Here is a 19,128-nt window from a genome sequence, read left to right as displayed (position 1 = left end):
TCTACTCACCTGCCCGTCGCCCACCACCACCCAATCTGAGGCGCTTCGCGCCGCTCTACTCACCAGACCAGCCACACCACCACCAGTACGAGCAAGGAGCACACGCATGGGCGTCAGCCTGCCCACCACCCAGTCCGCCGAGCGTGAGTGGCTCGGCGAGGCGGTCCGGCTCGCCACGGCCAACGTGGCCGAAGGCGGCGGCCCGTTCGGCGCCGTCGTGGTGTCCGGCGGCCGGGTCATCGCCACCGGCACCAACCAGGTGACGTCCACACTGGACCCCACGGCACACGCGGAGGTGGTCGCCATCCGCGCGGCCTGTGCCGCGATCGGTGACTTCCGGTTGACCGGGTGTGTCCTCGTCTCGTCCTGCGAACCGTGTCCCCTCTGCCTTTCGGCCGCACTGTGGGCGAGGGTCGACCGGGTGCTCTACGGCGCGGACCGCGACGACGCAGCGGCGGCCGGGTTCGACGACCGCGAGTTCTACGACCTGTTCGACCGTCCGAGGACCGAGTGGACGGTGCCGGTCGGCCAGGTGTCCACAGCAGACCGCGCCGGGCATATCGCCCCGTTCACCGCCTGGCAGGAGAAGCCGGACAGAGTCGAGTACTGACCGCGCCACAACCCACAACCCACAACCGCACGAGTTCACCCGCGATGACAGCCCCGCTGCGGCAGGGCTGGTGATGGAGCACGCCCAGATTCCCGGCCACAACGATGTGGAGGACTGCCGTGACCGAGCTGCGTACGCAACGGCCGCACCAACCGCCCGAACGAGGGCGGGGACGAGGTTCGGCGATCGACCGCTACTTCAAGGTGTCCACCAGGGGCAGCACCCTCGGGCGTGAGGTGCGCGGAGGAATCACCACCTTCGTCGCCATGTGCTACATCGTGCTGCTCAACCCGCTCATCCTGGGGGCGTCGGCGGACATCACCGGGGCCAGGCTCACCACCGAGGAGATCACCACCGCGACGGCACTGGCCGCGGGCGTCACCACGATTCTGATGGGTGTCGTCGGCAACGCCCCGCTCGCGCTGGCAGCCGGTCTCGGGGTGAACGGCATCGTCGCCTTCCAGCTGGCGCCGGCGATGACGTGGGCGCAGGCTTTCGGCCTGGTGGTGCTGGAGGGCATCTGCATCGTGCTGATGGCCGTTTCCGGGATCAGGGAGCGGATCATCAACGCCATCCCGATGCCGCTGAAGACCGCCATCACCGTCGGCATCGGCCTCTACATCGCACTGGTGGGTCTGGTCAGCGCGGGGTTCGTCACCAGGACCCCGGACGCGGCGAACTCGACCGTCCCGGTCCGGATGGGCGAGGGAGGACACCTGATCGGCTGGCCGATCGCGGTGTTCTGTATCGGCCTGCTGCTGATGGTCGTGCTGGTCAGCCGGGGAGTGGCCGGCGCGGTGCTGATCAGCATCGCCGCGTCCACCGTGCTCGCCGTGGTGCTGAACGAGGTCTTCGCGGTGAGCGGCTGGGGACTGGTGGAACCGTCGCTGCCGGAGAACCTGGTGGCCAACCCCGACTTCGGGCTCCTGGGACAGGTGGACCTGTTCGGCGGGTTCGCCTCGGCCAGGGCCGTGACCGCGACCGTGTTCCTGTTCACGCTGGTCCTGTCCGGCTTCTTCGACGCGATGGGCACCATCACGAGCGTCTCCCAGGAGGCCGGGCTGGTCCGCGAAGGACGAGTGCTGGGTATGGGCCGGATCCTGATGGTGGACGGCTTCGGCGCACTGGCCGGCGGGTACACCGGATCGTCGCCGAACACCGTGTTCCTCGAATCGGCAGCCGGTGTCGGCGAGGGCGCCCGCACGGGACTGGCGAGTGTGGTCACCGGCGGATTGTTCACCGCGACGCTGTTCCTCACCCCGATCGCCGCCGTGGTGCCAGCGCAGGCCGCGGCGCCCGCGCTCGTCGTGATCGGCGGGATGATGATGGCGCAGTGCGCCAAGGTGCCCTGGCAGGACATGGACTTCGCGATCCCGGTGTTCCTGACGATCGCGATCATCCCGTTCACCTACTCGATCACCAACGGCATCGGTGCGGGCCTGGTGGCTTTCGTCCTGATCAAGCTGTGCAAGCGCAGGCTGGGCGAGGTGGGCTGGATACTCGGCTCGCTGGCACTGGTGTTCTTCCTGTACTTCGCCGTCGAGGGAATCACCGCCGCGGTGCGGTGACCCGGACCGGCACTGAAGGGAGTTCGTGATGGCACTGATGTTCCTCAACGGTGGTGGGATGCGCGGCGGTCCGCTGCACGAACAGCTGCGGGGGGCGCCGCTGTTGTGCGTGACGCGCAGCGCCCCCAGGTACCGCTACTTCTCGGTCGGCGACCGGTTCCCCGCCATGCACGAGGTCGGCGAGGGCGGGGGCAGCGTGCTCGGTGAGGTCTACGACCTGCCGCTGTCCGTTTTGCGGGAACACCTGATCCCGGCCGAGCCGCCGGAGCTGGAAATCGGCGTCGTCGAACTCGCCGACGGCGTGTCCTGCCTGGCCACCGTGCTGCGCCGGTCGTTCGTGGACAGCGCGGAACTGGTGGACATCACCGACTACGGCGACTGGCGGGCCTATCGCGGGGCGAGTGCCTCCGGATCGTAGCGGCAGTTCGCGTTCCACAGCAGGAACGACTGGATGCCCGCGTCCTCCGCTGCCTTGATCTGCGCCCTGATCTCCTCGGGGCCGTAGGACACACCGAGGCTGAACGCCTGCAGCCACGGGATGATGGCGGTGGAGCCGTCGCCTTCGGCCGCCTGCTTCGCGAAATCGTCCAGTGATCGTTTGGTGATGTCGTACGGCTGGCTTTCCGGGTTGGCGACCCCGTACTCGCCCGGACCCCAGTGTGAGGGGTACACCATCGGCGCGATGTAGTCGGCGTGCTTCGACAGCTCGGGAATGTCCTGGGCGATCTGGGTCGGCCGGGTGACGGCGATTCCGAAGACCGATGCGCCGAGCAAGGCCCCGTGCCGGTGGACGACCGGGCGGGTCTGTCCGACGAAATCCGCGACGGCCTGTTCGGGCGTTGTGGTGATGCCGGGGAAACGCATCTCGGCGATCGCACCGTCAGGTCGCCGGACGTAGTCGTAGAGGATTTCGTCGAACCCGAGTTTCGCCGCCTCCTCCGCGAGCGCCACGTTGTACGCGCGTACCTCGGGGTTGGCGAAGTTGGTGAAGGCGTACTCCCCGTATCCTCCCGTCCACGGCGTGCCGTTCGCCTGCTGCACCACCCGGTCCCGCTGCCCGTTCTCCCAGGAGTGCCTGCCGAGGATCGGATCGCGGAACGCGACGATCCTGCCCACCACGCGGACTCCCGCCTGGTGCAGCTGGTCGAGCGCCGCTCGTGCGTCGTAGTAGTCCCGGGTCGCGCCGATCTCCTTCGCGAGCGGAACGGCCGATTGGTAGCCGATCTCCCCGCTCTCGTCCTTGATGTCCAGCTGGACCGCGTCGATACGCTTCTCCCTGGCCAGTTGCAGGACCGGGTCGCGCAGCGACGGTGCGCTCCACGCGCTCGCGGTCATGTGCACCGCGCGCATTCCGGGATGGCGCACCGGAACGGGGACCTTCCTGGTCGCCGCGTTGCCCGCCTTGTCCCGTGCCTCCACGGTGACCGCGGTAGTCCCCGGTTCGGTCTGCACGGTGAAAGTGCCGTCCTCGGTCAGCGGTATCGGTTTGTTCTGAACATGCAGCGAGGACGCGCCCTGTGTGCTGCCACTGATCTTGGCGGGTGCGTCGGGTTCCGCGGGCTCGACGGGCTGGACGGCCAGTTCGGGTGGTGCGGCGTCCACGGTGAAAATGCGGGTCTCGCCGCCTGCCGGAAGTGGTGAGATCCGGTGCGGAAGCCGGACGACGAGGGTGTGCAGGCCCTCGTCGAGTTCCGGCACCGCCAGCCGCAGCCCGTCGCCTTCGGGCACGACCGGCGCGGCGGCGCCGTCGAGCAGCACCTCGGCGCGTTCGATACCTTCGCTCGCGGTGATCGTGACCTGATTCAGGGCGGCCGGGCTGATCGTCGCCCCGTTGTCCAGCGCGGTCACGGAGACGTCGGGTCGCATCGAGATCGCCACTGACACGATCGCCGCCGCTGCGGCGAGCACCGCTGCGGCGAGAACCAGCAATGTGCTCCGGACGAACGAACTCGATGCCATCACTCCACCTCCGGTCTCGTGCGCGTCGTGCTGTCCGAGTACCCGAAGGAAGACGATTTCCCCGCCGATGACGAAGTCCCCCCGTTCGAGTGATTGGCCTGCGTGCCGGAGCCCTGGCTCTTACGTTGCCGGTATGCGCCTTTTCCGAGTGATCGCCGCGGCGACCACGGCGATGTTGCTGGCCGGATGTGGTGGCGGCATTTCCCCACCGGTCGAGGAACTGGTCGGTTCCGGCACTGTCGCGCCGCCGTCCGTGGCCGAGCGGACCACCGCCGCGGCCGTGCGGCCCGCGGATGTGCGGGCGAACGAACTCGGGGTCGTTCCGGTGCTGATGTACCACCGCATCGTCGCGAAACCGACCTCGGTCTACGACCGGAAACCGGAGGACTTCAGGGCCGAACTCGAACGTCTGGCACGGGAGGACTACGTACCGGTCACCACGGCGGAGTTCGTGCGGGGTGAGATCGACATTCCGGCAGGGAAACATCCGGTCGTGCTCACCTTCGACGACGGTGATCCGAGCGCGTTCTCCCTTGGACCGGACGGTGAACCCGAACAGGGCACCGCCGTGCGGATCCTGCTGCAGGTGGCCGAGGCGCACCCCGGATTCCGGCCTGTCGCGAGCCTGTACGTGAACGCCGAACCGTTCGGCGGGGGAACGAAAGGACAACGGGCGCTGACGTGGTTGCACGGGCACGACTTCGAGATCGGCAATCACACATACGGGCACACGAATCTGGGTTCGGCCGCGGACAGCGAGGCACAGCAGGACATCGCGCGGGGTGACGAGGCGATCCGCAAGGCGCTGCCGGGGTACCGTCCCACCACTCTCGCGCTGCCGTTCGGCGCGCGGTCCGACACGAAGGGACTCGTGCTGCGCGGCCCCGGCTACGACTACGCGGGCGCCCTGCTCGTCGGTGCGAACCCGGCTCCCTCGCCGTACTCGGTGGACTTCGATCCCGAGGCGGTTCCGCGGATCCGGTCGCAGGGGGCGGACGGCGCGGAGGCGAAGTACGGTTCGACGGTCTGGCTCGACGAACTCGAGGCCGATCCGGACATCCGCTACACCTCCGACGGCGACCCGGAGACCATTTCCTACCCGGCGGGCACCGGCTCGCCCGCCGAGCGTTTCGCGGCACGGGCCGTGGCCTACTGACCGTGCCCCCTACAGCGTGATCGCGAGCCGCGTCGCCTGGTCGATCGCCCGCTTCGCGTCCAGTTCCGCGGCCACGTCGGCACCACCCACGAGATGGGTACGGGCCCCGGCAGCGCGCAGGCCCTCGGCCAGTTCACGCAGCGGCTCCTGGCCGGCGCAGACCACGATGTTGTCGACGGCGAGCACGCGGTTCTCCGCTCCGACGCCCAGATGCAGTCCTTCGTCGTCGATTCGGTGGTAGGTGGCCCCCGTGATCATCTCGACCTGCTTGTTCCGCAGGGTCGTGCGGTGCACCCAGCCCGACGTCTTGCCCAGCCCCGCGCCCATCTTGCTCGTCTTCCGCTGGATCAGGTAGACCGCACGCGGCGAGGGCGACACCGCCGTGGGGACCCCGTCGACACCACCCCGGGCGGTCTCCGGGTCGGCCACACCCCACTCGGCGCGCCACTGCCCGACGTCGAGTGCGGAACTGTCCGTGCTGGTGAGGAACTCGCAGACGTCGAAGCCGATCCCGCCAGCACCGATGACGGCGACCCTGCGTCCCACACGGGCGCCGCGCAGGACCTCCACGTAGGACAGCACGCTCGGGTGGCTGATGCCGTGGATCGCGGGTACCCGAGGTGCGACACCGGTCGCGAGCAGCACCTCGTCGAAACCGGTCAGCGCCGCCACGTCCGCCCGATGGCCAAGGCGCAGGGTGACGCCGAGCAGGTCCAGCTGCCGGGAGAAGTACCGGATGGTCTCGTGGAACTCCTCCTTCCCGGGGACCCGCTTCGCGAGGTTGAACTGCCCGCCGATCTCCTCGGCCGACTCGAACACGGTGACCGCGTGACCACGCCGGGCGAGTGTGGTCGCGGCGGCCAGTCCGGCGGGACCCGCGCCGACGACAGCGATCCGGCGGGGCGCCGGCGCGGGGCGGATCACCAGCTGTGTCTCGTGTGCGGCTCGGGGATTGACGAGGCAGGTCGCGGTGCGGTGCCGGAAAACGTGATCCAGGCAGGCCTGGTTGCAGGCGATGCACGTGTTGATCTCGTCGGCGCGGCCCTCGGTGCTCTTGGCGACCCACTCCGGATCGGCCAGCAGCGGCCTCGCCAGTGACACCAGATCGGCCTCGCCGCGCGCGAGCACGCCCTCGGCGACGTCCGGCATGTTGATCCGGTTCGAGGCGATCACCGGGATGTCCAGGTGCGGACGCAGCTTGCCGGTGAGGTCGGTGAACGCGGCGCGCGGCACGGAGGTGACGATCGTCGGCACCCTTGCCTCATGCCAGCCGATGCCGCTGTTGATCAGCGTCGCGCCTGCTTCCTGCACGGCAAGCGCCAGCTCCACCACCTCGTCCCAGCTCTGCCCGCCGGGGACGAGGTCGAGCAGCGAGAGTCGGTAGACGACGATGAAGTCGCTGCCGACGGCGGCGCGAACCCGCCGGACGATCTCCACCGGAAGGCGCATCCGGTTCGCCCAGCTACCGCCCCATTCGTCGCGCCGACGGTTGGTGCGCGCGGTGAGGAACTGATTGATCAGGTACCCCTCGGAGCCCATGATCTCGACCCCGTCGTAACCGGCCTGCTGGGCCAGGGCGGCGCAGCGGGCGTAGTCGGCGATCGTGCCGCGGATGCCGCGGGCGCTGAGGGCTCGTGGGCGAAACGGCGTGATCGGGGACTTCACCGGCGACGCCGACACACTCAGCGGGTGGTAGGCGTAGCGCCCGGCGTGCAGGATCTGCAGCGCGATCCTGCCGCCCGCCTCGTGCACCGCCGCGGTGATGCGCCGATGCGTTCGCGCCTCCCGCTCCGTGGTGAGGGAGGAGCCGAACGGCAGCAGCCAGCCGGTGCGGTTCGGGGAGTACCCACCGGTGATGATCAGGCCGGTCCCACCACGAGCGCGTTCGGCGAAGTACTCGGCCAGGCGCCCCGTGTCTCTCGCCCGGTCCTCGAGACCGGTGTGCATCGAGCCCATCACCACGCGGTTGGGCAGCGTGGTGAAACCCAGTTCCAGCGGCTGCGACAGGTGTGGAAACGGAGCGCTCATCGCACCACTCTAACCTACTAGCCAGTAGGTTAGAGTGGTGAAGGAGTTCCCCAATGCCACATTGGGGAACTCCTCAGCCCTCGTCGCGGGGGCCGCGCAGCTCGTCCGCCTGTGCGCGTTGCGCGGCCTCGCGCATCTCGATCAGGTCGGTCAGCCAGTCGCCGGTCTCCCTTGCGACGTCGCGGACCGCGCCGGTCACGATGGTCGCGATGTTGCCGATGTGTGTTGCCGCCGACTCCGTCAGCTCCTGCACGGTGTCCTTCTGGCTCTCGAACCGACCCACCATGTTGGTATCCCTCATGCAGCCGTGCGTGCCTTGTCGCGGTCCAGGGTAGAGCCAGTGGTGGCCGGGCCGCTCGGGTCGCCGTTCCCGCGCACGTCCGGCAGCGCCAGCTTGACGAGCTTCTTCGCCACCGAGCCGAGCTGCCTGCGCAGCGAACCGGTGTTGTACGGCAGGCCGTACTTCTCGCAGATCCCCCGCACCTCGTCGGCGATCTGCGGGTAGCGCCGGGCCGGGATGTCCGGGAACAGGTGGTGCTCGATCTGGTGCGAGAGGTTGCCGGAGAGGATGTGGAACAGCTTGCCGCCGGTGATGTTGGCCGAGCCGAGGATCTGCCGCAGGTACCACTGGCCCCGCGTCTCGTTCTCGGTCTCCTCCTCGGTGAAACTCTCGACGTCGGCGGGGAAGTGGCCGCAGAAGATGATCGAGAAGGCCCAGAGGTTGCGGGTCAGGTTCGCGGTCGCGTTACCCAGCAACGTCAGCGGCGCCAGCGGCCCGGTCAGCAGCGGGAAGAGGACGTAGTCCTTGCCGATCTGCCGGGAGGCCTTGCGGACCATCTTGGTCCTGACCTCCTTGGTGTCGGCCCAGGTGCGCTCGCCCTTGGCGATCCGGTCGAACTCCAGGTCGTGCAGCATCACGCCCCACTGGAAGAACACCGCCAGCAACGCCGCGTACACCGGGTTGCCGAGGTAGTACGGATGCCACTTCTGCTCGGGGTCGATCCGCAGCACGCCGTAGCCGATGTCGCGGTCCTTGTCGAGGATGTTCGTGTAGGTGTGGTGGATGTAGTTGTGCGAGTGCCGCCAGTTCTCCGCGGGGGCGACCGTGTCCCACTCGAACTTCTGCGAGCTCAGCGCCGGGTCCCGCGTCCAGTCGTACTGACCGTGCATGATGTTGTGCCCGATCTCCATGTTGTCCAGGATCTTGGACAACGAGAGCGCGCCGACCCCCGCGATCCACGCGGGCGGGAAGAAGCCGGCGAACAGCAGCCCCCTGCCGAGGATCTCGAGCCCGCGCTGGGTCTTGATCACGTTGTGGATGTAGTCGACGTCCTCCTTGCCGAGGTCGGCCACGATCCGCTGCCGAATGGTGTCCAGCTCGCGGCCGAACTCCTCGACCTGTTCCGGGGTGAGTCGGTCCTGCAGTCCAGTCATGATGGCCCTTTCGTCGCTGTGGCAATTCGCCGAATGCTGTGCCACGCCCTGCTCAGGCGTTGATCTCGACGTCCCCGACGGGGACGGAGACGCACAGCTGAATCTCCTCGTTCTCCTCTTCGGACAGCTCGCCGGAGAGGGCGTTGCGCACGCAGCCGGTGTTCTTCACCTTGGTGCAGGAGAAGCAGATCCCCATCCGGCAGCCGTGCTCCGGTCGCAGTCCCGCGTCCTCGGCCTGCTCCAGGATCGGCTTGCCCGAGTTCTCCACCTCGGTGCCGCTGTGCGCGAAGCGGAGCTGCCCGACAGCGTTCCCGGTATCCAGCGTGAGCTTCGGCGGGGTGAACTCTTCAGTGTGCAGGTGTTCGCTCAAACCCTCGGCCGCGAAAGTGGAACGCACGGAGTCCATGAGCGGGGCAGGTCCGCACAGGTACGTCTTCGCGTCGGCGTACCAGGGCGCGGCACGGCGCAGGTGCCCTGCGGAGAAGAAGCCGTGCAGGTCCGCGCCCCGCTTCGCGTGCGTGTAGGCGAACACGATCCGGGTCCTGCGGTGTTCGGCGGCGAGCGCGGCGAGTTCCCGCCGGTAGAGCACGTCGTCGGCGGTGTTCGCGTAGTGCAGGAAGGTGATCTCGCCCTGATGTCCCTCGTCCACCAGCGTGCGCAGCATCGACAGCACCGGGGTGATCCCGCTGCCCCCGCTGATCAGCAGGACCTTCTCCGGCCGTGGCTGCGGCATCGTGAAACCGCCGTCGGGCTGGGAGAGTCCGAGGACCATTCCTGCTGCGGCGTTCTCCCGCAGGTGACGGGATACCAGTCCCTGTGGATCCACCTTGATCGTGAGTTCCAGCTTGCCGTCCGGGCGTCGTTCGGAGCAGGCGGGGGAGTAGCAGCGGGTCCGGCGCACACCGTCGATGTCCACCGAAACACGCACGTACTGTCCGGCGCTGAAGCCACGCCAGGCGCGGCTGGGCCGGACGGTGAGCGTGACCGTGTCCGCCGTCTGGTGGCGTACCTCGGTGACGATCCCGCGGATCTCCCTGCGCACCAGCATCGGGTCGAGCAGTTCGAGGTAGCGGTCCATCCCGTGCGGAGTGAGCAGCGCCTCGGCGATCGAGGCCAGTTTGCCCGCTCCTCGTCGTGTCCGTTTCGGCAGCAGCGCTGTCATGGCATCTCCCACATCGGTGCCCGGGGGCAGGTGTCATCCGATTACAGTGAACACTTGTACACTCACTAGTGGAGTGCATGCGCGCGACAGCTGTCAACCGGAGAGGGAGGTGATGTGACGTGAGCAATACCGCCGGTACGGTTGCGGCCGTGTCCACCGAGTCCGTGAGCCGTCAGGAACGTAAGCAGCGCACCAGGCAGGCGCTGTTGAACTCGGCGCTGGAGCTGCTGACGGACCGGGGGTTCGCCAGCCTGAGTCTGCGCGAGGTCACCAAGCGGGCCGGGATCGTGCCCACCGCGTTCTACCGGCACTTCGGTTCCATGGACGAGCTCGGTGTGGCGCTGGTCGAGGAGTCGATGCGGACCCTGCGCCGGATGATCAGGGCCGCGCGGGACGACGTCACCAGCTACGCCGGGCTCATCCACGCCTCGGTGGCCATCCTCTTCGAGCACGTGCGCGCGCACGAGGACCACTTCCGCTTCTTGACCAGGGAGCGCTACGGCGGGGCGGGTCCGGTGCAGCAGGCGATCGGCGCCGAGCTCAAGCTGTTCGCCACCGAGCTCGCGGTCGACCTCGCCCGGTTCGACTACCTGCGCGAGTGGACCACCGAGGACCTGCACATGATGGCCGATCTGATCGTGACGGCGATGCTGTCCACCGTCGTCGAACTGATCGAGGCCCGGCCCCGCGACGCGGAGACCGACGAACAGATCGTGCGCACGGCGCGCAAACGTCTGCGGTTGATCGTGCTTGGCGCGGCCAGCTGGCGCAGCAAGCCCTGAGTCGCTGCCGCGACACAGTCCCCTCGTGGTAAACCTGGTGATCGCGATTACAGTGACGGAGGTCTCGTGGTGGTGGATACCGACTCGCTCACGGTGGGGGTGGTACGCGAGTCAAGGTCAGGTGAGACGCGCGTCGCGCTCGTGCCCAAACTCGTCGAACGCTTGCGGGGCAGAGGCCTCCGCATCGTGGTGGAGTCCGGTGCGGGGGCAGGCGCCCGGCTGGCGGACGAACTCTACGAGCAGGCCGGTGCGAGTATCGGCGACGCGTGGGCCGCGGACGTCGTGCTCAAGGTCGCGCCGCCCACGGCGGATGAGGTCGGCAGGCTCTCGCGGGGCACCGTCCTTATCGGATTTCTCGCGCCGCTGTCCGATGTGGAATGTGTAAGGGCGCTGGAGGAGGCGGGGGTCACCGCGTTCGCGGTGGAGTCGATTCCCCGGATCTCCAGGGCGCAGGCGATGGACGCCCTGTCCTCGCAGAGCAGTGTGTCCGGCTACCGAGCGGTCCTGCTCGCCGCACAACGGCTGCCACGGTTCTTTCCGATGCTCACGACCGCCGCGGGCACCGTGCCGCCGGCGAAGGTACTGGTACTCGGCGCGGGAGTGGCCGGGTTGCAGGCGCTCGCGACGGCCAAACGCCTCGGGGCGCGCCCGACCGGATACGACGTGCGGCCCGAGGTCGCCGAGCAGGTGCGCTCGGTGGGCGCCCAGTGGCTCGATCTCGGTATCGAGGCCGTCGGCGAGGGCGGGTACGCGCGCGAACTCACCGAGGAGGAGCGGGCCGAGCAGCAGCGCAGGCTCAGCGAGGCGATCACCGGATTCGACGCCGTCGTCACCACCGCGCTGGTGCCCGGTCGCACAGCTCCCACGCTGGTCACCGCCGATGCCGTACGTGGCATGCGGCCGGGCGGCGTCGTGGTCGACCTCGCCGGTGAGTCCGGTGGCAACTGTGAACTCACCGAGCCCGGCGCCGAGGTCGTCGCGCACGACGTCACGATCTGCTCGCCGTTGAACCTGCCTGCGGAGATGCCCGAACACGCCAGTGAGCTCTACTCCAGGAACCTGACCGAGCTGCTCGAACTGCTCGTCGACACCGAGGGCGCACTGGCGCTGGACTTCTCCGACGAGGTAGTGGCGGGAGCCTGTGTCGCGGGCGCGCCATCCTCCACGGGCGAGGTAACCGAGGCGAAGGGGAACGACTGATGCTCATCCAGAGTCTCGCGATCCTGGTGCTGGCCGGCTTCGTCGGCTTCGCCGTGATCTCCAAGGTGCCGAACACCCTGCACACTCCGCTCATGTCCGGCACCAACGCGATCCACGGGATCGTGCTGCTCGGCGGACTGATCGTGCTCGGCCTCGGCGCCGAAGGGGTGCTGAACAAGATCCTCCTGGTCATCGCGATCGCCTTCGGCACGATCAACGTCGTCGGTGGATTCCTGGTCACCGACCGGATGCTGGCCATGTTCAAACAGAAGAAGCCAGAGGACGGGGCAGGCTCATGAACAGTCTCGTCGGCATTCTCTACATCGTCGCGTTCGCCCTGTTCATCTACGGGCTCATGGGTCTGACCGGACCCCGTACCGCCGTACGCGGCAACTGGATCGCCGCGGCGGGTATGGCCATCGCGGTGGTCGCCACGCTGTTGCTGCCCGGTATGGGCAACTGGTGGCTCATCGCGCTGGGTATCGGGCTCGGCGCACTGGTCGGGGTGCCCGCGGCCCGCAAGGTCAAGATGACCGCGATGCCGCAGATGGTGGCACTCTTCAACGGTGTCGGCGGTGGAGCCGTCGCGCTGATCGCCTGGGTGGAGTTCCGGACCACCGACGCCTATGCACACGAACCCCGGTACGTCGCCATCGCGTCGTTGTTCGCCGCGATCGTGGGTTCGGTGTCGTTCTGGGGTTCCAACATCGCGTTCGGGAAACTGCAGGAGCTGATCCCGGGCCGTTCGGTCAGCCTCGGCAGGCTGCAGCAGCCGCTCAACGCGCTACTGCTGCTCGCCGCGGTGGCCTGCGCCGTGGTGATCGCCGCGGGTGGTGACAGCGAGCTGCTGATCATCATCCTGTTGCTCGCCGCGGCGGCCTTCGGCGTGATGGTCGTGCTGCCCATCGGCGGTGCGGACATGCCCGTGGTGATCTCGCTGCTCAACGCCCTCACCGGGCTGTCGGCCGCCGCGATGGGGCTGGCGCTGGACAACACCGCGCTGATCGTCGCGGGGATGATCGTGGGCGCGTCGGGTTCGATCCTGACCAACCTGATGGCCAAGGCGATGAACCGTTCGATACCCGCCATCGTCGCAGGCGGCTTCGGCGGGACGACCGTCTCGGCTGGGGCAGGAAAGGCGGAGGAGCGGCCGGTCCGCAGGACCAGTGCTGCCGACACCGCGATCCAGATGGCGTACGCGGGGCGCGTCGTGGTCGTGCCCGGGTACGGCATGGCGGTGGCGCAGGCCCAGCATGCCGTGCGGGAGATGGCCGATCTGCTGGAGGCGAAGGGAATCACGGTCTCCTACGCCATTCATCCCGTCGCGGGGCGGATGCCAGGGCACATGAACGTGTTGCTCGCCGAGGCCGACGTCCCCTACGACCAGCTCAAGGAGATGGACGAGAGCAACTCCGAATTCCCGCAGACCGACGTCGCACTGGTGATCGGTGCCAACGACGTGACCAATCCGGCAGCCGAGACGGACCCGGGATCGCCCATCTACGGCATGCCGATTCTGAAGGTGAACACGAGCAGGTCGGTGATCGTGCTGAAGCGCTCGATGAGCTCGGGTTTCGCGGGAATCGACAACGATCTCTTCTACGACGCGCGCACCAGCATGCTCTTCGGTGACGCCAAGTCCTCGGTCGGCGAGATCGTCGAGGAACTCAAGTCCCTCTGAGCCCAGCGGCTGGGAGTCAGAGCCCTGGCGACTCGGTAGCGGACCGAGTTCTCAGACAGACAGTGAGCGGACCGCCGAACCTGGTCTGAGTGGCGCCGCTCAGACCAGATTCGCCGCGGAGAACGTGACCGGCGGCGCCTTGCGGGGCGCGCGCCGGACCTTGGCCTGCTGCGCGGGCTTGGCAGGAGCAGCCTTCGCAGGGGTTGCCTTGGCCGCCTTGGTGTCCTTCTTGGCCGGCTTTGCCGCAGCCGCCTTCGTGCTCGACGTCTTCGTCGTGGCCGTGGTCTTCCTGGGGGCTTTCGCGGGAGCGGCAGTCTTGCCAGGGGAGGCCTTCGTGGCGACAGTCTTCGCAGGGGCGGCCTTTGTGGAAGCAGCCTTGGCGGAGGCGGACTTCGTCGCCGTGGCCTTGGTCCCCGAGGTCTTCTTCGTGGCAGGCTTCGCAGCCTTGGGCGCCGTGGTCTTCGCGGGGGTCGCCTTTGCGGTGCCTGTTTTGCTGGTGCCTGCCTTGGTCACCGCCTTCTGCCTACCCGCTGGCGCGGCCGCCTTCGGGCCGCGGCGGCGCGGCTTGGCGAAGACGCGCGCGGCGCGCTTGCGTCCACCGACCCGTCGTCCGTGCTCGATATAGGCGGCGAAGGCCGCACGCAGTGCGTCGGCGTTCGCGCCGGAGAGATCGATGTCGTACTGGACACCGTCCAGTGCGAATCGGACGGACTCTTCGGCGGGCTCACCGTTGAGATCGTCCAGGACGTGAACCGCTTTGCTCTTGGCCACGAAGACCTCCCCGTGCTCGATCGTTGATCAGGGTAACCGGCACGGTTACGACCTCGTAGAAGTACAACCGCCGACTTTCCAGCTTCCTGCAAAAGGATACCTCCCTGTCCCGCGAATCCCGTGCGGGGAGCAGGATTCGCGGAACAGGCGTCGCCGCGGGTCTCGATGGTCCAGCCCAATAGTGTCCAGAGTGGACAATTTGGGGCGGTGTGCTAGTGGGGCAGGAGAACCCGGCGCCCGCCCGAGAGCCCGTGCCGGGGGACTCAGGGAGTCAGCGAGACCGCGAGACCGGCTTCCGCGGCCCGCACGAGTGCGGGGTCGAGCGGATCGGCGGCGCCATCGACCCAGCCCGCCTGCACGACGCGTACCTCGGCCGCGCCGGCATCGCTCGTGTAGGCCGCTCCGGCGAAGCCCGGCTCGGGAGCTGACCACCGGCCGGTCTCGGTCGCGAGGTCGGTCATCGCGCCGTTGCCGGGTGTGTCGGAGAGTTGCTTGATTTCCTCGGCACGTGCCTGTTCGGTGAAGGTGAGCTCGGCGACGGACACGGCGACGCGTCGTCCGCCTGCCGTGGTCGTGAAGCTCCCCCGTGTCAGGCCGGTGCAGTCCTCGGTGCGCAGTGCGCGCTGGAGTTCGCCGGTCGCGTGCGGTGCGCACCGCCCGGCGGTGGCGACCGCCACCGTGGTGAGTGGCAGGCCGTCGATCGTCTGCACGAGGGGGTCGGGTGGCTGGTCGGTGGCGTTCGCGGCCTCGTCGTCGCTGCCGGTGGCGGCCAGCGCGACCGCCGTGACCAGAAGGATCACGAGCAGCCCCAGTGCGGCGAGTGGCAGCCAGCGTGCGACGGCGGGCTTCTCGGTGCCGTTGGCGGATGGGGGCCGGGGAGCGGCGAGCGGACCCGGCGTCGCCGAGGTTGTCGCGGCCGTCGGGTCGCCGGGCGGACCGGCGGCGGGTGGCGCCGGAGCGTGGGTGGATGCCCCGGTGTTCGGCGTGGACGGTGGCCGTTCCTGCACGGTGGGCTCGGCCGGAAAGCCCTCCGCGGTCAGCAGGGCGGCGTTCTGTGCCGGGGCGTCCGGGGCGAGGGTGTTCAGCAGCCGCCGCACCGTCGTCACCGACATGGGCGTCTGTGCTGTGCTCAGCGACACGATGGCGGCGAGCATGCTCGTCGGCGTCGGGTGGAGCACGCGGATCCTGCCCGCGAGGTCGGCCGCGGGCTGTTCCACCGTCTCGACGTAGGGGCCGACGGCCACCACCGTGCCGATCACCGGAGAAGCGCCGTCCATCGACCGTATTCGCTCCTCGACGGTGGCCGCGAGCGCCAGCGCGTCGGTTGCGGGGTTGACCGCGTGGTCCGTACGGACGAGGGGCCAGCCGTCGGCCTTCCACTTGTCCCGAAGCGGCGCGTCGAGGTGCACGGCGGGATCCGGCAGGTCCACCCCGACCACGATCACGATTCCGTCCGGCCGCAGCACGATCGCGTCCACCGGTTCGTCGCACCCTTCCGGGCGCGCGCCGACGAGCGCGATCCCGCCGACCACCGTGCTGCCACGGCCGAGTGCTGCCAGTGCGGCGCGGATGTCCTCCGAGACCATTGCTGATCGCCGTGTCAGCCGGACGAGTCGCACCCGAGCCTCCCGAATTCGCCGTGTCGGCTTCACGCTAGTGCGCCGGGCCTTTTCGCACTTCCGAGAGGCCCCCACCCGACCGTGTATCACCCAGATGAGGGGTGTCTCGGTTTTTGTGAGCGGAACGTACTTATTGACAGTGATCGCTATCACCTAGTTGAGTAGCTACTCGTCAGTAAACAGGGGCTGTCAGAAAGCAGGACACGCACATGCGCACACGCTCCGCGCGGCTTCGACGATCCTTCGCGATCGCCGCTGCCGTCGTAGTTCTCCCGGTGACGGGCGCCGTGCCCGCCACGGCCGACACCCGGCACCAGCTCACCCCCGTCTCGGACACCCTCGCCGCGCTGCTCGCGACCGCTGCGGACACGGCCGGCGTGACCACCCTGGTCCACGGCACCGATCTCGGCGCCGCGGAGCGGGCGGTGCGTGAGGCAGGAATGCAGCGGATCACCAGCTTCCGCAAGATCGGCGTCGTCGCGGCGAAGGGAACCGCCGAGCAGGTGCGCCAGGTGCGCGCGGCCGACGGCGTGACCTACCTGGAGAACAACGACCCGATCAGCATGTTCGGGACCTCGGGGACCGAGGCGACCCGCAGCGCCGAAGCCCGCACGACGCTCACCGGTGCGAACGGCGCGCAACTGGACGGCAGCGGGGTCTCCGTCGCGGTCATCGACACCGGCGTCGACCCCACCCATCCGGCGTTCCGTGGCGCCGACGGCTCCAGCCGCGTGGTGCGCAACCTCAAGAGCCTCTGTCTGCAGGGCACCGACACCGGATGCATCGTGTCGGTGCCGAACTCGGTCGACACCGACACCCTGTCCCTCGGTGGTCACGGCACGCACGTCACCGGGATCGCCGCGGGTAACACCCTGCGGCTCAGCGACGGCAGCCGGGTCGGCGGTTCCGCACCCGGGTCGAAGATCGTCTCCATCTCCACCGGAGCCGCCCTACTGGTGCTCGGCAGCGATGCCGCGTTGAACTGGGTGCTGGAGAACCATGCCACCCCCTGTGGCGCCGGTGTTCCGGCCACCACCTGCCCGCCGATCAAGGCGATCAACAACTCCTACGGCCCCAGTGGTGGCGGCGAGTTCGACCCGAACTCGGCGACGGTCAAACTGCAGCGAGCACTGGCGGACGAGGGTGTGGTGACCGTCTGGGCCAATGGCAACGACGGTGGGGACGGCTCGGCGAGCCTGTCCAACCCGCCGGGGCAGGACCCGACGCCTGGCGTGCTGTCGGTGGCGTCCTATTTCGACCAGGGCACCGGTACCCGGGACGGTTCCGTGTCGGACTTCTCCTCCCGCGGTTCGGCCACGGACCAGCAGAGCTGGCCGGACATCTCGGCGCCCGGTGAGGAGATCCTCTCCTCCTGTCGTCTCTACCTGCCCATCTGCTCGACCGGACTGCAGCCGAAGAACGGGCCCGGGCTGCTCGACCTCGGGACGTACAACGTGATCAGCGGTACCTCGATGGCCGCCCCCCAGATCACCGGCATCGTGGCGCAGTTGTTCCAGGCCAAGCCGGATGCGACCCCCGCCGAGATCGAGAACGCGCTCAAGTCGACGGCGTACAAGTTCAGTGACGGCGCGGCCTACGAGCAGGCAGGCCCTTACACGTCCAGCTACGACAAGGGCACGGGCCTGGTCGACGTGGTCGCGGCGGCCACCGCGCTCGGCGCCACCTCCTGATCGGCGACGGTAGGTGACACAGCGGCGACCCGGTGCCAGCAAAAATCCACCGGCACCGGGTCGCCCTGGCCACATACCGGCCATACGGGGGTGAGACTTCTGTGGTTCGTGTGGCCAAAAGGCACGATCGCGGTGCACAATGTGCGTGGAGTCGCTACGAGTGCATCCGATGCTCGCGAGGTCGTAGGGGAAGACGCCCCTCGTCGAGTAGCGGAGGTCAGCAGTGAGCACCCGTGGCAACACCCGTGGCGTGGTGTACGTCCACTCGTCGCCGTCTGCGGTATGTCCGCACGTCGAGTGGGCAATTTCTGGCACCCTAGGCACACGGGCAGATCTACAATGGACGGCGCAACCCGCCGCCCCCGGTCAACTGCGCGCAGAGTGCAGCTGGCGTGCGCCTGCGGGCACCGGTGGAAAGCTCGCCGGTGCGCTGAAGGCGTGGCCGATGGTTCGGTTCGAAGTCGCCGAGGAACCCAGTCCCGGAGTGGACGGTGAGCGATTCTGCTACGCGCCCGGGCTCGGGCTGTGGCACGGCAGGACCAGTGCCAACGGTGACATCGTCGTGGGCGAGGACCAGTTGCGCGCACTGGTGGCCAAGAGCAGGGCGGGTGAGGCTTTCGCCCACAAGCTCGACGAACTGCTCGGTGCCAACTGGGACGAGGCGCTGGAACCATTCCGCCACGCGGGCGACGGTGCACCCGTGACCTGGCTGCATCAGGTGGGCTGACGCCCCGCCCGTCACCCGGCCACCACCCCCAAGGCTGTTCTGGTGGTTAGAGTTCGGGGTGTGTCCAAAGCTCTGCCCGCTGCGCGCCGTGCGCGGTGGCTGGTTCCGGTGCTCGTCGTCGTGGTGTCGCTGACCGTGGGCGCGGGGTTGCTGGCGCGCGAGGTGTACCGGTTGCCGGGCGATGTGGCGGTGCCGATGGTGACCGTCCCGAGCACGTCCTCGCTGGCTCCGGACGAGCAGCCGGGATCGCCGACGGTGGAACTGACTCCCGGCGCCGCGGCCCATCCTGAGCACGAGTCCGTCCGGCAGTTGCTGCAGACGTACTTCGATGCCATCAACGGGCGCAGTTACGAGCGCTGGATGACCACGGTGACCGCGGACCGGATCCAAGTGCAGCCTCGGCGTGAATGGCTCGTCGACTATCGCTCCACCAGGGACGGCAGCATCATCGTCCGGCGGATCGAGACGCGGGCCGACCAGCGACTGCACGTATTGGTCGGCTTCACGAGCACGCAGGACCCCGAGGACGCCCCGGTGGGCCTGCCCGTCGGATGCATCCGCTGGAATCTGACCCTGCCTCTGCAACAGGAGAACGGTCAGCTCAAGATCGCCGAGGTGCCTGCGGGCACGATTCCGCACCGCGAGGCCTGCTGAACGGCACTTTCCCGGGAAAGTGCGGAGTCAGGCCTCGCACTTTCCCGGGAAAGCGCGGTACGTGCACGCGCGGGGTACGTCACTTT

The 19,128-nt window shown here is 68.5% G+C and carries 18 protein-coding genes; 11 read left to right on the top strand and 7 right to left on the bottom strand.

The window, feature by feature from the left end:
- Nucleotides 1-106 precede the first annotated feature (106 nt).
- The 3 genes from BM199_RS28075 to BM199_RS28065 all read left to right on the top strand — a co-directional run bounded on the left by BM199_RS28075 (nt 107) and on the right by BM199_RS28065 (nt 2,596).
- Nucleotides 107-610 carry a nucleoside deaminase gene (locus tag BM199_RS28075; protein ID WP_091677763.1) on the top strand — a complete coding sequence of 168 codons (504 nt, stop codon included), beginning with the start codon at nt 107-109 and terminating at the stop codon, nt 608-610.
- A 119-nt stretch (nt 611-729) separates the two neighbouring features.
- Entirely contained in the window at nt 730-2,178 is a 1,449-nt protein-coding gene (locus BM199_RS28070) for an NCS2 family permease (protein WP_425425605.1), read from the top strand.
- A gap of 28 nt (nt 2,179-2,206) precedes the next feature.
- On the top strand, nt 2,207-2,596 hold the full coding sequence (locus BM199_RS28065; protein WP_091677757.1) for an allophanate hydrolase-related protein: 390 nt from the start codon (nt 2,207-2,209) through the stop codon (nt 2,594-2,596).
- Here BM199_RS28065 and BM199_RS28060 read toward each other — a convergent pair.
- Nucleotides 2,566-4,137, bottom strand: a complete 1,572-nt coding sequence (locus BM199_RS28060; RefSeq protein ID WP_091677755.1) for a putative glycoside hydrolase — start codon at nt 4,135-4,137, stop codon at nt 2,566-2,568. The two genes, BM199_RS28065 and BM199_RS28060, sit on opposite strands and share 31 nt — an antisense overlap.
- Before the next feature lie 133 nt (nt 4,138-4,270).
- Between BM199_RS28060 and BM199_RS28055 the strand changes: the two genes are divergently transcribed.
- On the top strand, nt 4,271-5,293 hold the full coding sequence (locus tag BM199_RS28055; protein ID WP_091677752.1) for a polysaccharide deacetylase family protein: 1,023 nt from the start codon (nt 4,271-4,273) through the stop codon (nt 5,291-5,293).
- A 9-nt stretch (nt 5,294-5,302) separates the two neighbouring features.
- On the opposite strand, the gene BM199_RS28050 is transcribed toward BM199_RS28055, so the two are convergent.
- The 4 genes from BM199_RS28050 to BM199_RS28035 all read right to left on the bottom strand — a co-directional run bounded on the left by BM199_RS28050 (nt 5,303) and on the right by BM199_RS28035 (nt 9,917).
- Complete coding sequence (locus tag BM199_RS28050; RefSeq protein ID WP_091677750.1) at nt 5,303-7,321, bottom strand: NADPH-dependent 2,4-dienoyl-CoA reductase; 2,019 nt, start codon at nt 7,319-7,321, stop codon at nt 5,303-5,305.
- A gap of 73 nt (nt 7,322-7,394) precedes the next feature.
- Nucleotides 7,395-7,607 (bottom strand): hypothetical protein, encoded by a 213-nt coding sequence (locus tag BM199_RS28045; RefSeq protein ID WP_091677747.1) that lies wholly within the window; start codon nt 7,605-7,607, stop codon nt 7,395-7,397.
- An 11-nt stretch (nt 7,608-7,618) separates the two neighbouring features.
- Complete coding sequence (locus BM199_RS28040; RefSeq protein WP_091677744.1) at nt 7,619-8,755, bottom strand: fatty acid desaturase family protein; 1,137 nt, start codon at nt 8,753-8,755, stop codon at nt 7,619-7,621.
- A gap of 52 nt (nt 8,756-8,807) precedes the next feature.
- The gene (locus tag BM199_RS28035; protein ID WP_091677741.1) at nt 8,808-9,917 is read right to left on the bottom strand and encodes a ferredoxin reductase; all 1,110 of its coding nucleotides are present in this window, start codon (nt 9,915-9,917) and stop codon (nt 8,808-8,810) included.
- A 119-nt stretch (nt 9,918-10,036) separates the two neighbouring features.
- Here BM199_RS28035 and BM199_RS28030 point away from each other — a divergent pair, with 119 nt between their 5' ends.
- From BM199_RS28030 to BM199_RS28015, 4 genes are all read left to right on the top strand, one after another.
- Nucleotides 10,037-10,699, top strand: a complete 663-nt coding sequence (locus tag BM199_RS28030) for a TetR family transcriptional regulator (protein ID WP_177242825.1) — start codon at nt 10,037-10,039, stop codon at nt 10,697-10,699.
- 69 nt (nt 10,700-10,768) lie between these two features.
- Nucleotides 10,769-11,899, top strand: coding sequence for a Re/Si-specific NAD(P)(+) transhydrogenase subunit alpha (locus BM199_RS28025; protein WP_425425606.1), 1,131 nt, complete (start codon nt 10,769-10,771; stop codon nt 11,897-11,899).
- On the top strand, nt 11,899-12,198 hold the full coding sequence (locus BM199_RS28020) for an NAD(P) transhydrogenase subunit alpha part 2 (RefSeq protein WP_091677735.1): 300 nt from the start codon (nt 11,899-11,901) through the stop codon (nt 12,196-12,198). The genes BM199_RS28025 and BM199_RS28020 overlap by 1 nt, the downstream gene beginning before the upstream one ends.
- Nucleotides 12,195-13,580 (top strand): NAD(P)(+) transhydrogenase (Re/Si-specific) subunit beta, encoded by a 1,386-nt coding sequence (locus tag BM199_RS28015; RefSeq protein WP_091677733.1) that lies wholly within the window; start codon nt 12,195-12,197, stop codon nt 13,578-13,580. The genes BM199_RS28020 and BM199_RS28015 overlap by 4 nt, the downstream gene beginning before the upstream one ends.
- Before the next feature lie 99 nt (nt 13,581-13,679).
- Here the strand turns inward: BM199_RS28015 and BM199_RS28010 are convergent, their stop codons facing one another.
- Complete coding sequence (locus BM199_RS28010) at nt 13,680-14,351, bottom strand: Lsr2 dimerization domain-containing protein (RefSeq protein ID WP_091677730.1); 672 nt, start codon at nt 14,349-14,351, stop codon at nt 13,680-13,682.
- A 263-nt stretch (nt 14,352-14,614) separates the two neighbouring features.
- Nucleotides 14,615-15,970 carry a hypothetical protein gene (locus BM199_RS28005; RefSeq protein WP_091677727.1) on the bottom strand — a complete coding sequence of 452 codons (1,356 nt, stop codon included), beginning with the start codon at nt 15,968-15,970 and terminating at the stop codon, nt 14,615-14,617.
- A gap of 209 nt (nt 15,971-16,179) precedes the next feature.
- Here BM199_RS28005 and BM199_RS28000 point away from each other — a divergent pair, with 209 nt between their 5' ends.
- The 3 genes from BM199_RS28000 to BM199_RS27990 all read left to right on the top strand — a co-directional run bounded on the left by BM199_RS28000 (nt 16,180) and on the right by BM199_RS27990 (nt 19,042).
- Nucleotides 16,180-17,661 (top strand): S8 family serine peptidase, encoded by a 1,482-nt coding sequence (locus tag BM199_RS28000; protein ID WP_091677724.1) that lies wholly within the window; start codon nt 16,180-16,182, stop codon nt 17,659-17,661.
- Between the two features lie 223 nt (nt 17,662-17,884).
- Nucleotides 17,885-18,388: a DUF3145 domain-containing protein gene (locus BM199_RS27995; RefSeq protein WP_091677721.1), complete on the top strand. Its 504-nt coding sequence runs from the start codon at nt 17,885-17,887 to the stop codon at nt 18,386-18,388.
- A gap of 60 nt (nt 18,389-18,448) precedes the next feature.
- Nucleotides 18,449-19,042: a hypothetical protein gene (locus BM199_RS27990; protein WP_091677720.1), complete on the top strand. Its 594-nt coding sequence runs from the start codon at nt 18,449-18,451 to the stop codon at nt 19,040-19,042.
- Nucleotides 19,043-19,128: the final 86 nt, after the last annotated feature.

It is taken from the genome of Amycolatopsis marina (assembly GCF_900111885.1).
Taxonomy (GTDB): Bacteria; Actinomycetota; Actinomycetes; order Mycobacteriales; family Pseudonocardiaceae; genus Amycolatopsis; species Amycolatopsis marina.
Note: the sequence above shows the minus strand (reverse complement) of the source record. Positions and strands in the feature narration are given on the sequence as shown.